Origin of the sequence: Ruminiclostridium cellobioparum DSM 1351 = ATCC 15832 (assembly GCF_000621505.1) — a bacterium.
Lineage (GTDB): Bacteria > Bacillota > Clostridia > Acetivibrionales > DSM-1351 > Ruminiclostridium > Ruminiclostridium cellobioparum.
In genome coordinates, this window is the sequence record NZ_JHYD01000037.1 from 16,067 (window position 1) to 30,308 (window position 14,242).

11 protein-coding genes and 1 pseudogene are annotated in these 14,242 nt (G+C 44.0%); all 12 read left to right on the forward strand.

Translation table 11 applies throughout. From position 1 onward, the window contains the following. Positions 1-6: 6 nt before the first annotated feature. Complete coding sequence (locus tag T344_RS0114125) at positions 7-918, forward strand: carbohydrate ABC transporter permease (RefSeq protein WP_027629251.1); 912 nt, start codon at positions 7-9, stop codon at positions 916-918. Between the two features lie 57 nt (positions 919-975). After that, the gene (locus T344_RS0114130) at positions 976-2,496 is read left to right on the forward strand and encodes an ABC transporter substrate-binding protein (RefSeq protein ID WP_027629252.1); all 1,521 of its coding nucleotides are present in this window, start codon (positions 976-978) and stop codon (positions 2,494-2,496) included. 118 nt (positions 2,497-2,614) lie between these two features. After that, entirely contained in the window at positions 2,615-3,988 is a 1,374-nt protein-coding gene (locus T344_RS0114135; protein WP_027629253.1) for a glycoside hydrolase family 30 protein, read from the forward strand. Positions 3,989-4,132: 144 nt separating this feature from the next. Continuing rightward, positions 4,133-4,978, forward strand: a complete 846-nt coding sequence (locus T344_RS0114140) for a class II fructose-bisphosphate aldolase (protein WP_027629254.1) — start codon at positions 4,133-4,135, stop codon at positions 4,976-4,978. A 21-nt stretch (positions 4,979-4,999) separates the two neighbouring features. Next, positions 5,000-5,791, forward strand: coding sequence for a sugar phosphate isomerase/epimerase family protein (locus tag T344_RS0114145; RefSeq protein ID WP_027629255.1), 792 nt, complete (start codon positions 5,000-5,002; stop codon positions 5,789-5,791). A 97-nt stretch (positions 5,792-5,888) separates the two neighbouring features. Continuing rightward, positions 5,889-7,508, forward strand: a pseudogene (locus T344_RS31580) (transketolase family protein); the annotation flags it as partial. Between the two features lie 3 nt (positions 7,509-7,511). Continuing rightward, positions 7,512-7,976, forward strand: a complete 465-nt coding sequence (locus T344_RS31585; RefSeq protein ID WP_242842087.1) for a transketolase C-terminal domain-containing protein — start codon at positions 7,512-7,514, stop codon at positions 7,974-7,976. A 17-nt stretch (positions 7,977-7,993) separates the two neighbouring features. Then, positions 7,994-9,502 carry a CoA-acylating methylmalonate-semialdehyde dehydrogenase gene (locus tag T344_RS0114155; RefSeq protein WP_027629256.1) on the forward strand — a complete coding sequence of 503 codons (1,509 nt, stop codon included), beginning with the start codon at positions 7,994-7,996 and terminating at the stop codon, positions 9,500-9,502. Positions 9,503-9,901: 399 nt separating this feature from the next. Continuing rightward, positions 9,902-10,888: a carbohydrate kinase family protein gene (locus T344_RS0114165; RefSeq protein ID WP_027629257.1), complete on the forward strand. Its 987-nt coding sequence runs from the start codon at positions 9,902-9,904 to the stop codon at positions 10,886-10,888. A gap of 38 nt (positions 10,889-10,926) precedes the next feature. Further along, positions 10,927-12,375, forward strand: coding sequence for an L-fucose/L-arabinose isomerase family protein (locus T344_RS0114170; RefSeq protein WP_027629258.1), 1,449 nt, complete (start codon positions 10,927-10,929; stop codon positions 12,373-12,375). 69 nt (positions 12,376-12,444) lie between these two features. Then, complete coding sequence (locus tag T344_RS0114175; RefSeq protein WP_027629259.1) at positions 12,445-13,080, forward strand: RpiB/LacA/LacB family sugar-phosphate isomerase; 636 nt, start codon at positions 12,445-12,447, stop codon at positions 13,078-13,080. Positions 13,081-13,106: 26 nt separating this feature from the next. Further along, a complete protein-coding gene (locus tag T344_RS0114180) occupies positions 13,107-14,195 on the forward strand; it encodes a M24 family metallopeptidase (RefSeq protein WP_027629260.1) in 1,089 nt (362 codons plus the stop codon). Positions 14,196-14,242 lie beyond the last annotated feature (47 nt).

Sequence of the window (14,242 nt, forward strand, 5' to 3'; positions counted from 1 at the left end):
TTATAAATGAGTTATTCTACATTAGTAAACAATAGAATCCGGATGTCCAAATCTACAATAATATTTAACATAATCGGTTACTCAATATTATCGGTTTTGGCACTGCTTTGCATATTCCCTTTTATCATGCTTTTATCGGGTTCTTTCACTGCAGAGCAATCAATAGCACAGTACGGCTATGGCATTATTCCCAGGGAATTTTCCACAAATGCTTATGACCTGCTTTTCAAAAATCCGGGAGAAATAGTACATGCCTATGGTGTAACCATATTTATAACTGCAGCCGGGACCTTCTTCGGCCTGTTTGTTACAAGCATGACCGCATATGTGCTCAGCAGACAGGACTTCAAATACCGTAACGGCTTTTCTTTCTTCTTTTACTTCACCACGCTTTTTAACGGGGGAACACTGACCATATATATTTTCTTTGTAAAATATTTAAACCTGAAGGATAGTTATTTGGCCCTAATACTGCCGTTACTCATAAATGTCTTTTATTTGCTGATCATGAGAAGTTTTATGACCTCAATACCTTCATCCATTATTGAATCTGCTAAAATTGACGGTGCCGGAGAATTTCTCATTTATGTCAGGCTAATCCTGCCATTGAGCAAGTCGGGACTGACTACCATCGGATTGTTCATCCTGCTGGGCTATTGGAATGACTGGTACAATGCGATGCTGTATATTTCAGATTATAAAATGTATCCGTTGCAGTACATGCTGTACAACATGCTTTCTGCGACAGAGGCAATTTCGAGGATATCCTCGTCGTCGGGTATTGAGATATCGAATATGCCGGCACAATCATTAAAGATGGCTATGGCGGTTATTGCTACAGGACCTGTGCTGCTGGTATATCCATTTGTTCAGAAGTATTTTGTCAAGGGTATTACCATTGGTGCAGTTAAGGGATAATATAACTGCAGTATGGTTAAAAATAAATACCAAATTATATTTTCGGGAGGAAAAAGTATGAAAAGAAAGCTCTATTCCTTACTGGTATCGGTACTGGCTGCAGCATTGGTTTTCGGCGGCTGCGGCAGTCAGGCCGGCAACCCGTCGGGAGCGTCAGACACAAGTGCGGTTTCAACTGCCGGTTCTTCAGCTCAGAGTAAGATCGATACATCTAAAGAGGCGGAGATAGTGATGTACATAATAGGTAATCAATCTCCGGATTTTGAAAATGTAATGAAGGAATTCAACAAAAAGTCACTGGACGACCTGAATGCCACATTGCAGGTAAACTACCTCAACTGGGGTGAGTACAAAACCAAGTATCCTCTGATACTTTCGGCCGGTGAACCAATTGACCTGATCTATACCGCTACCTGGATGAACTACTATTACCAGGCACAAAAGGGAGCCTTCAAGCCCATTGAGGATTTGCTGCCGTTATACTGCCCTGAAAGCTACAAAACCATTACCGAAGAAGCTATGAAGCAGGCAACCGTAAACGGGCATGTTTATGCCGTGGCAGGAACCAAGGAAAGCTACAACGCATATGGACCGGTTGTGAGAAAAGACCTGATGGACAAGTACGGTATGAAATCCATTGATACCTTTGACCAGTACGGCGATTTCCTCAAGGCTGTTGCAAAGAATGAAAAAGGTATGGACCCCACCTTCTTTACTTCAACCGGAAGTGAAATAGATGATATTTATATGCTTAGCAAGGGCTTGTATCCTTTAACGGGAAATTCAGGCAGCATATACTGGATTGATCCGAAGCAGGAGCAGCCCAAGGTTTTCTCAAAGACCGACTGGGATGGCATGCCTGAATTCCTTGCCAAGATGAAGGAATGGAGTGATGCGGGCTGCTGGTCCAAATCCGCCCTGGCAAACAAGGATACCGAAAAGATGAACAACGGAACTGCCGCATCAAGAATAAAGAATCTTGAAGTCTGGGTAAGCAGTAACATTGATACAAAGTGGGATTTCAATTTCTATAACTTTGTTGAGCCGATAGAAATACTTTCACACATGCAGGATGCCATGGCGGTACCTACTTCTTCAAACAATACCGAACGTGCCCTAATGCTTCTGGATAAAATCAAATCCGACAAAACCTACTACAATCTGCTTAACTTCGGTATTGAAGGTGTAAACTACAAGATTCATGAAGACAACACAATTGAGTCTGTAGATTCCACAAAGTTCGCCTTTCAGAATGGTTTCTGGGGAATGCAGATGAGAGACTTCGACCTGAACAAGGTGGGATCACCTGAAACACTTCCACAGATTCAGAAAGAATATCATGACACGGCAGTACCCAATAAATTCAGATCATACTACATGGACACTGAAAAGATAAAGAACGAATATGCAGCCGTACAGAATGTTATGGAACAGTACTTCAATCCTCTTGAGCTGGGTTATGTGGATCCTGTCAAGGGTTTGGACACTACACAGAAACAGATGAAGGCAGCCGGCAATGAAAAAGTTCTTGCCGAACTCCAGGCACAAATAGATAAATTTATAGCAGATAACAAGTAATATCCAATGCCATACCGGACAAATTCCTGATATATACTGGATGTTTGTCCGGTATGAAACATAGCTGGTTTGCGGCCGCTATTCGGCTCAAAGCCATAACATGGCTTAGGAGGTTAATATGAAGAGCTTGATAAGAGTAATAGAAACCTGTAAGGATACAGAGGACAGGCTGAGCGATAAAGGTACAAAAGAGTTCAGAATTGATGCACTTGAGCAGGAAAACAAATTGATAAACATATACAGTGATGTTAAATACCAGGCAATAGAAGGTTTTGGAGGAGCATTTACTGAAGCCTCCTGTACCACCCTGGACAAATTGACAACGGAACAGCGTAAAGAAATTCTCACTGCTTACTTCGATAAAGACAGGGGAATAGGCTACAATTTTTGCCGTACACATATCAACAGCTGTGATTACGCCCTGGAAGAATATACATATGACGAGGTTGAGGGAGATTTTGAGCTGAAGCATTTTTCCATAGAACGTGATACTAAAAGCTTGGTTCCAATGATCAGGGATGCTTTTGCCATTGCCCCTGACATGAAATTATTCGCCAGTCCGTGGAGTCCGCCGGGATGGATGAAAACCAACCTGGAAATGGTCAACGGCGGAAAACTTAAAAAGGAATGCTATGGGGTTTGGGCCAGGTATATTGCAAAATATATCAGGGAGTATCAAAACCAGAATATAGATATATGGGGTATTACAGTACAAAATGAAGCAAAGGCGGTACAGCCATGGGAATCCTGCGTGTATACCGCCGAAGAGGAAAGGGATTTTGTCAGGGATTATCTCGGCCCCATTTTAAGAGAAAATGGACTCGGCCATATCAGGATAATTATTTGGGATCACAATAAGGAGAGAATTGTAGAGCGCTCCAGGGTCGCTTTTGGAGATGCGGCAGCAGCGGAGTATATTGACGGCGTGGGAGTGCATTATTACTCTGGAGATCATTTTGAGGCTCTTAACATAACTCATGAATTATTCCCTGACAAAAATATTTACGGAACAGAGGCCTGTACCAGACAGAACCTTGAAAATCCCTGGCTGTCCGGGGAAAGATATGCACATGATATAATTGGGAACTTTAATAATTGGTCCTGTGCCTGGACCGACTGGAATCTGCTTCTGGACGAGAATACCGGTCCGAGTCACTGGCGGGAAAAGCAAATAGCAATGGGTGACAAAGGCGTTTACTGGTTTGGAAATTCACCCATTATGGCAGATACCGGGACAGGTGATATAACCTACGGAGCAGCATATTATTACATGGGTCATTTCAGCAAATTCGTAAAAAGAGGTGCCAGAAGAATAGGCTTAAGTACATATACTCCGAATCTGGAGGCCATAGCCTTTGAAAATCCCGACCGGCAAAAGGTTGCAATAGTTATGAATAAAAATGATGCCGACCAGGAATTTACACTGAGAATTGAAGGGAAAATTGCGGATTTTAACGTAAAAGCACACTCTATCCTGACTTTGCTGTTCTAAGAAATATAACTGAAAAAAGCAGATTAAGCATGTAGCACTTACAGCTGTCAGTATCAGGTTGATACAAACCTGGTAACAGGAGTGGTACTGCTTTAATCATATATGTATACATGTATACAAATTTAAAAAAACAAGGAGCACACTATGTCTTTATGCACATTAAAACAAGCACTGGACTTTGCAGGACAAAAAGAGTGCGGTATAGGTATGTTCAATGTGGTAACAGCCGAATATGCCGCAGCGATAGTACAGGCTGCAGAGGAAGCAAATATGCCTGCAATCATCGGCATGCCCGAAAGATTTTTCCAATTCTATGATATAGATATGATGTCAAATCTGTGCGTTGAATTGGCCCGGAATGCCTCGGTACCGATTGTCGTACATCTTGATCACGGCAAAAGCTTTGATATGGTCATGAAAGTTTTAAGAAGAGGCTTTACCTCGGTCATGTTCGACGGTTCGGCACTGGAGTATGAAGAAAACGTAAAGCAGACAGCCGAAATAGTAAAAATTGCCCATGCAATGGGGGTTTCAGTTGAAGGGGAACTTGGATACGTGGGAAATGCAGCCAGCGGAGCAATAGACAGTTCACTGATGACCAAACCCGAGCAGGCTGCCGACTTTGCAGAGCGTACAAAAGCAGATGCACTTGCGGTAGCGATAGGAAATCTGCACGGTCACTACAAGGGCAGTCCGAAGCTTGACTTTGACAGACTGGAAAAAATAAGAGCTGCGACAGCCTGCGACCTGGTACTTCACGGCGGCTCGGGAATCTCTGAGACCGATTTTGTGAGGGCGGTAAAAACAGGAATCAAAAAGGTAAATATATATACCGCACTTTCAGATTGTACACTTGACTTTTTCAGAACAAAACAATCCGAATACAGTGTGTGGCTGGATTTCTCAAAGGATATGCGTTTAGAGCTTACAAAGCTTATAAAGGAATTTATCCTTTTATTTGGCTGTCTGAGGAAACCAAACGACCAATAAATAATGGAATGGGGGATGAAAATGAAGTTTGGCTGTTGCGGCAATATGCTGGTACAAACCGGTGTGGGAGATTTTACAGCTCCGGTCATAAAGCAGTTGGGATACGACTATATCGAGCTTCCACTGGCTGCGATGGCACAGCTTGATGAGCAGGATTTCAGAGCAGTGGAACAAAACTTGAAGGAATCGGAAATTCAATGTGAGGTATGCAACATTTTATTTCCTCCGCAAATTAAACTCTTTTCATCTGAAACAAGTGACAAGCAAATAGGAGAGTATCTGAAGCATGCATTTTCCCGTGCACAAAGACTGGGTGTGCAATATGCGGTCTTTGGGAGCGGACCCTCCAGAACAGTTCCGGAGGGACTGGGCAGAATTGATGCCTGGGACCGTCTGGTGGCCATAACCCGTTATATTGGAACGGTTTCCATGAAATACAATATTACCGTCCTGATCGAACCCTTGAGACGCCAGGAATGCAACATAATAAATTCGGTCAGGGAAGGTTTGAGACTGGCTAAAAGTGTAAAACATCCGAATATTAAGCTGTTGGTGGACTTCTTTCACTTGAGGCACCAGCAGGAAGACCCCTCTGTAATACTGGAAACAGAGGATTATATAAAACACGTACACATAGCAAATACATTTGACAGGGTCTTCCCAAAGCAGCTTGAAGAAGACAGTTATCAATCTTTTATTGAAGCTCTGAAAAAAATAAACTACGATGCAAGAATCAGTGTGGAAGCCTATACAAATGACTTCGAAAAAGATGCTTTGGATTCCTTAAACTTTTTAAAAAGTTATTTCAGATGATAAGCACAGAAAGAAAATGAAAAAGTATTGCATAGATGCTTTTTTGTGTGCCGCCATGGGACAACCATCCGGCACATTGGGACATGGAGGTTAAAAAATGAGTAGACAAAATACGGAATACATACTGCAAAAGGGAAAAGAACTGTTATTGGAATATAAGGACTCAATTCTCAGAATATCTGTCCTGCAGCAAGCTGCCGATGCTGTGGATAACGGAGTCCACATAGGAGGAGTATTTTCTGCGGTGATTCCGCTTGCGACGCTGTATTACGGCGGATTTATCCAGCTGGATATTGAGAATCCCACCGCAGAAGACCAGGATGCATTTGTACTCAGCAAAGGCCATTCGGTAGCGGCAATTACAACGATATATGCCGATAAGGGATATTTCCCGAAGGATTTATTAAAGAATACAAGATCAATTGAGAGTATAATCAACGGTCATCCCGGTCCTCTGATGCCTGGAGTGCATATTTCCACCGGACCTTTAGGGCAGGGACTATCAGCAGCAGCCGGTTTCGCATTGATAGGGAGGGAAGCTCCCAAACGGGATGTTTACTGTATGTCCGGGGACGGAGAGCTGCAGGAAGGTTCCATCTGGTAAGCTGTTATGTATGCCGGCGAAACCGGTTTGGAGAATCTGTGCCTTATAGTTGACAGAAATTACGGACAGCTGGATTGCACCAACCGTTTGATACTTGGACTGGGCGATTTAAAAGCAAAATTTGAGGCCTTCGGCTGGAGGGTATTTGAAATTGACGGAAGAAGCTATTCTCAAGCCTATGAAGCCTTTGATACTTTTAAAAACAAAGTTCGGGACGGAAGGCCTACAGTGATTATATCCAATACAACCAAAGGCTTTGGTGGATTTTCCAATCTTACTGACAGTCATAAGACGAATTTCTCAGGCAAGGTTTTTGAGTTGGAAATGGAATATCAAAAAAAGAGGCTTGCAAACAGGGCACAAGAGCTGACAGGCTTCTGGTCGGGACTGGAGGGAAAGGAAGAAACCGCAGTAAAGGAATTGGGAGCTTTTGCCGCCGGTATGAACCTGTCTGTTGTTCCGGATGCCCCGGACAATTCTTTTAGAGTTACAGTTACAGAGCCAAAGGTTAAAACCTGCAAAGCAGCGCCCAGAAACAAAAAGCTGCAATATCCCCGGGATATGCTGCCGGTACTTGATAAAACAAAAGAATATGCTGCCAGCTCAATAGTCACAGATGTAATGAAGGTTTTTGCACGGGATGAAAAGGTTGTGTCCATAGATTCCGACCTGTCGTCAACAAGCGGGTTATTTGACGGGATAAGTGCCGTTGATAAAACAAGGGCCGTAAATGTGGGAATCGCAGAAGTTAATATGATGTGTATGGGAGAGGCTTACGCGGCAGCCGGCTATAATGCCTGGGTAAGCACCTTCTGTCCCTTCTTTGAATGGAGAGCGCTGAGAAGAATAGCCATAGGATACCAGGAACGCCTTGAAGCAATAGAGTCAAAAGCTGGCTGGCTTAGCGACGGACACCGGCTTGATCTCACCTTCCTGGCTACGGCACCGAATCTCGAGACCCAGACAAACGGTGCAACTCATATGGGAAATGACGATATAACCGTATTCAGCGGAATTGCACATCTTAAAATAATAGACACCTCGTGTCCGCAGCAGCTTATGAGTATCATGGAATGGATTGCCGAAGGAAACAAGGGCCTGGTGTACCTGAGAATAATGCGGGCAAAATCGAAGGTGCTCTATTCCTCCGATTATACCTTTGAGTATGGAAAGGGCTATTATCTCAGCAGGTATGAAGGCAGTAAAATTGCTGTTATAACAAGCGGAAGGGGTGCCCATGAAGCCCTTGCTGCGGCAGAAATCCTGAAAAGCGAAGGTGTGGAAGTTGATATTATTGACATGCCGTCGGCTGATGAAGCAATGTTTGTTGAACTGGCCGGATCAGGCAAGTCACTGCTCTTTGCAGAACAGAACAACGGGTATTTATATTCGGAATTCCAGAAAACCATGTTTAAAAATAAAGTGAACTTCGATCTTAATAAAATATTTTCCATCAATGCCCTGGATGAGAGCGGGAAAGCCATATTCATTCATTCAGGTACATACAAACAGCTTGCAGAACATCTGGGACTCAGCGCAAAACAGCTGGCCGGCACAGTTAAAAAAATTATAACGGGTTAATACAGGAGGTATGAAAAATGGAAGTAAATAAATTAAAGCTTTTTATAAATAATGAGTGGGTGGAGTCCAAATCCCAAAAATACATGGACATTATGGATCCGAGTACGGGTACGGTCATAGCACAAACTCCGTGCTGTACACAGGAAGAGGTAGAGCTGGCCGTTAAGGCTGCAAATGATGCATTTCCTGCATGGTCCGATACGCCTGCAATTAAAAGAGTGCAAATTTTATATAAGTTCAGAAGTCTGGTGGAAGAGCACCTGGATGAGCTTACATACATTTGCGCGCGGGAAAACGGAAAAGTGTGGGAAGAAGCCAAAGGTGATATTTTAAAGGTAAAAGAGATAACAGAACATGCCTGCGGTATTCCGTCTCTGATGATGGGGGAATCTCTGATGAATACTTCGGCCGGATATGATACGGTGCTTTACCGTGAACCTGTGGGAGTCTTTGCAGGAATTGCACCGTTTAATTTCCCCGGAATGATCCCTATGGGCTGGATGATGCCCTTGTGTATAGCCACCGGCAACACAATGGTGCTTAAACTTGCAAGTATGACGCCCATGACTTCTATCCGATGTCTGGAACTTATGCAGGAAGCGGGTTTGCCGGCCGGAGTTATAAATGCTGTAACCTGCAGCAGGAATGAAGCGGAAATTTTATTGACAAATCCTGCAATAAAGGGTGTAAGCTTCGTGGGCTCAACCTCGATAGGTGCCCACGTATATAAAACCGCAGCTGCCAGCGGAAAGAGAGTCCAGGCATTGACCGAAGCAAAAAATCATGCGTTGGTGCTGGAAGACGCACCGCTGGAGAGAACTGCAAGAGGAATAATCAATGCAACCTTTGGCTGTGCGGGTGAAAGATGTATGGCACTGCCCGTGGTTGTGGCACAGGAGAGCATAGCCGATAAATTGACCGGCTTACTGGTCAAATACGCTAAAGAGCTTAAAATCGGACCTGCTTATGATAGAACATCAACCCTGGGTCCGGTTATATCATCCTCCCACAAGGAATGGGTGCTCAATTGGATCGGAAAGGGAATTTCCGAAGGAGCAAAGCTGGTGCTTGACGGCAGAGATGTGAAGGTGGATGGAAATGAAGGCGGATACTACATCGGGCCCACCATATTTGACCATGTGACATCTGGTATGACTGTGGGTGATGATGAGATCTTCGGGCCTGTTTTATGCATAAAGCGTGTAAAGGACTTTGAAGAAGGCCTTGCAGTAATGAATGCAAACCGGTTTGCAAACGGCTCGGTAATATTTACTCAAAGCGGATATTACAGCAGGGAATTTGCAAAGAGAACAGACGGAGGCATGGTGGGGATAAATGTGGGCATTCCTGTTCCGGTAGGTATATTCCCGTTTACAGGCCACAAACAATCCTTCTTTGGAGATTTGCATGCCATCGGAAAAGACGGAGTCAGGTTCTTTACCGAGACAAAGGCGGTAACTACCAGATGGTTTGACGATGCTGAAAAAAATAATAAGAACGTCAGTACCTGGGATGGTTCTTTATAATAAGCAACTTGTTTACAAAGGATGTATCGCAAAACTAATACAATTTAAATCCATGTGAAACTTTAGTGCTCTCGTACTAACTTCAAAAAATGGATAGCTCACAAAGTACATGCCTGAAATTTGTACGGCTCATCACAAGTATTTTTGCTGTCGCAGAACACTCAACATCCTGTTTCGGGTTGCTGCTCAAATCGGCTTCCTGCCGATTTGCCAGCAAAAACACTTGTTTTTCACCTACAATTTCAAGCATGTACTTTTAATAGAGCTTATCATTTTTTGAAGTTGTACTCGCGCACTATGATCAGTAACACATTATTTTCATTTGTTTTGAGACAGCCCGGAAAACAATTTGCTTAAAAATTATCCGGGCCGCAAGCTTAAAGAAAGGGGGAGAATAGTTTGGGAGACTCTGAGGTTAACATTAACCGCCAATACGATGTGCTGTGCATTGGGCTTATAAATATGAACATGCCTGTCAGACCGGTTGATAAAGGTGTTTTTGACAGGGATGTGACAATGGTGGATGCAATTGATATAATGCCGGGCGGAGATGCCATGAATGAAGCCATTACCCTGAGCAGGCTTGGCAACAGAGTGGGACTTGTGGGGAAAATCGGAGAGGACATTTTCGGTCAGATACTGCTGGAGATGACCTCCAGGGCAGGAGTTGACACGAAATACATATGTAAGGATAAAAATGCTGGTACGAGTGTATGTGTAATGCTGGTCAATCAGGACGGAAGCCGCAATTTCGCATCTCACAGAGGCGCAAACTGTGAATTTTCTCTGGAGGACATAGATCTTTCAATTCTAAAGCAAACCAAAATTGTAAACATAGGAAGTATCTATGCCTTGAAAAAACTCGACGGGGAAGGTGTAGAGACTATTTTACTTGAAGCGCGCAAAAATGGAGTCATTACATGCGCGGACATGATGTGTGACACATACGGAAAAGGCTTTGATGCAATAAAGGGAGCATTGGGCAAGCTGGATTATTTTATTCCCAGTTATGATGAGGCTGCAGCAGTAACAGGAGAAACAAGGGTTGAAAAGATAGCAGAAAAGCTGCTGGATATAGGTATAAAGAATGTGATCATCAAATTGGGCGCAAAGGGCTGCTTTGTTTCCAATGATAAACAAAGTTTTTATGAAGCTCCCTATGAGGCTGAGGTAGTAGACACGACAGGTGCGGGAGACAACTTTGTTGCAGGCTTTTTGACAGGCTTAAACATGAATTGGGAGCTGAGCAGGTGCATAGAACTGGCGAACGCCGTGGGATCGCTGGCGGTGGGGAAGGTTGGCTCAAATGGCGCTGTACACAGTATGGACCAGGTTATGGAGTTTATGAAAAACACAAGGAAAATCAATATAAACAGGTCAATTTAGTATACGTGCACATTAAAAGCACGCTGAGGAGGTATTTTATGCTGGAGGAATACAAGCAAAAGCACAGGGTAAAGATCGGTTTAGCTCCGACAAGAAGAATTCTGACCAGAAAGAACTTTTTTAACAAAGCCGATGCCATAAAAGAAAAAGATATTATAGAAGACACTCTGGATCAGAATGGAATAGAATATGTAAATCTGGATTTTCTTAATGAAGAAGGTTTGCTTTATCAGGGCTGTGATTCCGACAGAGCGGCTAAAAAATTCATCGAAGCAGGTGTGGATGCCATCTTTGCACCACACTGCAATTTCGGGACTGAAGATGCAGTTGCAAAGCTGGCTAAAAAAGTTAACAAGCCGCTGCTATTGTGGGGTCCCAGGGATGGAGCTCCAAAGCAGGACGGAAGCCGGGAGAGAGACAGCCAGTGCGGCCTTTTTGCCACCTCAAAGGTTCTTCAGCAATTCGGGGTCCCATTTACATATATACCAAATACCCGAGTTGAGGATGCACTGTTTAAAAAAGGACTGAAAAATTTTATATCGGCAGCGGCTGTTGTCAAGTCAATGACAAATTTGAGAATCGGTCAGATAGGAACACGTCCCGCAGGCTTCTGGACTGTAAAATGCAACGAGGAAGAGCTGCTTGAACGCTTTGGCATTGAAGTGGTACCTGTAACAATACCCGAAATCAAAAGTTCAATGGATGAAATTCTGTCAGTGAAGCCTGTTATACTCAAAGAGACCTTTAATGATATTAAAATAAAGATTGACAGGATAGATATAAATGACGAAGCCCTTCAAAAAACAGCGGCCCTGAAGATTGCCATCAGGCAATGGGCCGATGCCGAAGGACTTTCAGCTATTGCCATGCTTTGCAATAAACCTGTAAGGGAAGCCTTCGGCATCACTCCCTGCTTCACAATGTCAGACCTGACAGATGACGGACTTCCGGTCATATGCGAAACTGATATACATGGTGCGGTAACTTCCATTATGACTCAGGCTGCAGTTCTTGGAGACAGTGCTACTTTTCTAGCGGACATGACTGTCCGGCATCCTGAAAATGATAATGCCGAGCTGTTGTGGCACTGCGGTGTTTTCCCACAAAGTCTTAAGAGCAGGAACTCAAAGACAGTGCTGAATAACCACTATGGAGCCAATTTCCCCGGTGCCTGTGAGTGGGAAATAGAGGGCGGGGATATAACAGTTTCCAGATTTGACGGAGTCAGTGGAGAGTATAAGCTCTTGCTGGCTGAAGGCAGGGGAATTCAGGGCCCGAAAAACAACGGCACATACGTGTGGGTTGAATTTAGGGACTGGATGAAGATGGAGAACCGCCTTATCAATGGCCCTTATATACACCATTGTACCGGAGTTCACGGAAAAGCTGCCGTAGCTCTGTATGAGGCCTGTAAGTATATTCCGGGACTTACTCCCGACCCTGTGGATCCTACAAGGGAAGAAATTGAAAACTTTCTGATAAGATGATTTTTAAAATAAAGAATTTACAAACGTGGAATTTCAAACGGTTGGGATAAAAACGAAAGGACTGATTGCATGAAGATAGCAATTGTTACCGAATCAAGTTCGGCAGCTAAAAACTCAATGGTGGAAGCCGCTTTGAACAAGACAGGACATGAAATAATAAATCTTGGTATGTACGGTGTGGACGGTGAGCCGGCGGTTTCATATATTGATACCGGCTTTATGGGGGCATTACTCCTCAATACCGGCTGTGTGGATTTTGTAGTGGGAGGCTGCGGTACGGGACAGGGCTTTGTAAACGCCATAGTTCAATATCCCGGAGTAGTCTGCGGTCTTATTTCAGAGCCTCTTGACGCCTGGCTCTATGGGCAGATAAACGGCGGGAACAGTATTTCACTGGCGCTGAACAAGGGCTTTGGATGGGCTGGGGACGTAAATCTTGAGTTTGTCTTTGAGAAGCTTTTCAGTGTGGAATTCGGCACAGGATATCCGGTGCACAGAAAAGAGGTTCAGTCTGGAGCAAGAAAGCAGCTGGCTGCCGTATCAGAGCTGACACACCTTTCATTTGCCGAAATCCTGGGCAGGATGGATAAGGAATATTTAAAGAAGATATTGTCATATCCCGGCCTGAAGGAAGTTATGGAAAAAAATGCCGACGGAACATTGGCCTCAACAAAAGCTCTGTTTACTTTAATTAATACACTATAGACCGAAAGTAAAAGGAGAATTGGACTATGAACGAATTTCAAACAAAACTTGAGAAGGTGAAGAGGTTCCTGGATGCAAAAGGTTTGGACGGCATAATTTTATCCAGAAGAGAATCCTTTTCCTGGCTGACCTGCGGAGCTCATGATTTTGTAGCCAAATTTTCAGAAACAGGAGTTGCCGACCTGATAGTTATGAAGGACAAATGCTATGTGGCAGCCTCCGAGATAGAGCGCTGCAGGATGATGGACGAGGAGATAAAAATACCGGATTTTGAGCTTGTGAGTTTTGACTGGTACAGGGATAAAAATGATGTTATCGGCCAGTTGACCAGAGGCAGGAAGGTTGCCAGTGATACGGGAAATTTCAATACGCCGAACCTTTGTGAAGATTTCAGAAGGCTGAGATTTTCTCTGTGCACCGAAGAAACCGGGAGGCTGGAGGAGCTTTGCAGCAGGACTGCAATTGCCGTACAGGAAACCTGCAGGGAAATATATGTGGGAGATACCGAACACGAAATAGCTGCAAACATCGGCAGCAAACTTATGAAGCAGGGGATACAGCTGCCTGTCTGCCTCATTGCGGCCGACGGCAGGATTAAAAAGTACAGGCATCCCGTTCCTGCAGGAAATAAGGTGAAAAAATATGCTTTAGTTGTAGTTGGGGCCGAAAAGTACGGTTTGTATGTATCAATGAGCAGGATGGTGAGCTTTGGAGAACCTGATGACGAAATTCTGAGAAAACAGAAAGCCTGTCTGGAGGTTGATGCCGCTTTGATAAGGAATACCGTTGTTGGTGCCGGTGTATCCGATATTTTCAAAGCAGCTGTCAATAAATATGAAATGACAGGCTTTGCCGGGGAATGGAAATTCCATCATCAGGGAGGGGCGGCAGGGTACAGGGCCAGAGAATTCCTTGGGAACTTTGACACAGAGGAGCTGGTTCAGGAAAACCAGATGTATGCCTGGAACCCAACTATTTCAGGAACCAAAAGCGAGGATACCATATTGGCAACCCCCCAGGGTCCCAGGATTTTGACCGAAATACCCGGCTGGCCTATGAGAAAGATAATAATTGACGGGCAGGAGATTATGAGACCGGATATACTTGTCAGGTAGAATTTGACCTGTCTTGTGCCGGGAATATTTACATGCCGGAAGCTTGA

Coding starts and splice junctions, on each gene's coding strand:
- T344_RS0114125 (WP_027629251.1), top strand. CDS start 7: ATGAGTTATTCTACATTAGTAAACAATAGAATCCGGATGTCCAAATCT.
- T344_RS0114130 (WP_027629252.1), top strand. CDS start 976: ATGAAAAGAAAGCTCTATTCCTTACTGGTATCGGTACTGGCTGCAGCA.
- T344_RS0114135 (WP_027629253.1), top strand. CDS start 2,615: ATGAAGAGCTTGATAAGAGTAATAGAAACCTGTAAGGATACAGAGGAC.
- T344_RS0114140 (WP_027629254.1), top strand. CDS start 4,133: ATGTCTTTATGCACATTAAAACAAGCACTGGACTTTGCAGGACAAAAA.
- T344_RS0114145 (WP_027629255.1), top strand. CDS start 5,000: ATGAAGTTTGGCTGTTGCGGCAATATGCTGGTACAAACCGGTGTGGGA.
- T344_RS31585 (WP_242842087.1), top strand. CDS start 7,512: ATGCGGGCAAAATCGAAGGTGCTCTATTCCTCCGATTATACCTTTGAG.
- T344_RS0114155 (WP_027629256.1), top strand. CDS start 7,994: ATGGAAGTAAATAAATTAAAGCTTTTTATAAATAATGAGTGGGTGGAG.
- T344_RS0114170 (WP_027629258.1), top strand. CDS start 10,927: ATGCTGGAGGAATACAAGCAAAAGCACAGGGTAAAGATCGGTTTAGCT.
- T344_RS0114175 (WP_027629259.1), top strand. CDS start 12,445: ATGAAGATAGCAATTGTTACCGAATCAAGTTCGGCAGCTAAAAACTCA.
- T344_RS0114180 (WP_027629260.1), top strand. CDS start 13,107: ATGAACGAATTTCAAACAAAACTTGAGAAGGTGAAGAGGTTCCTGGAT.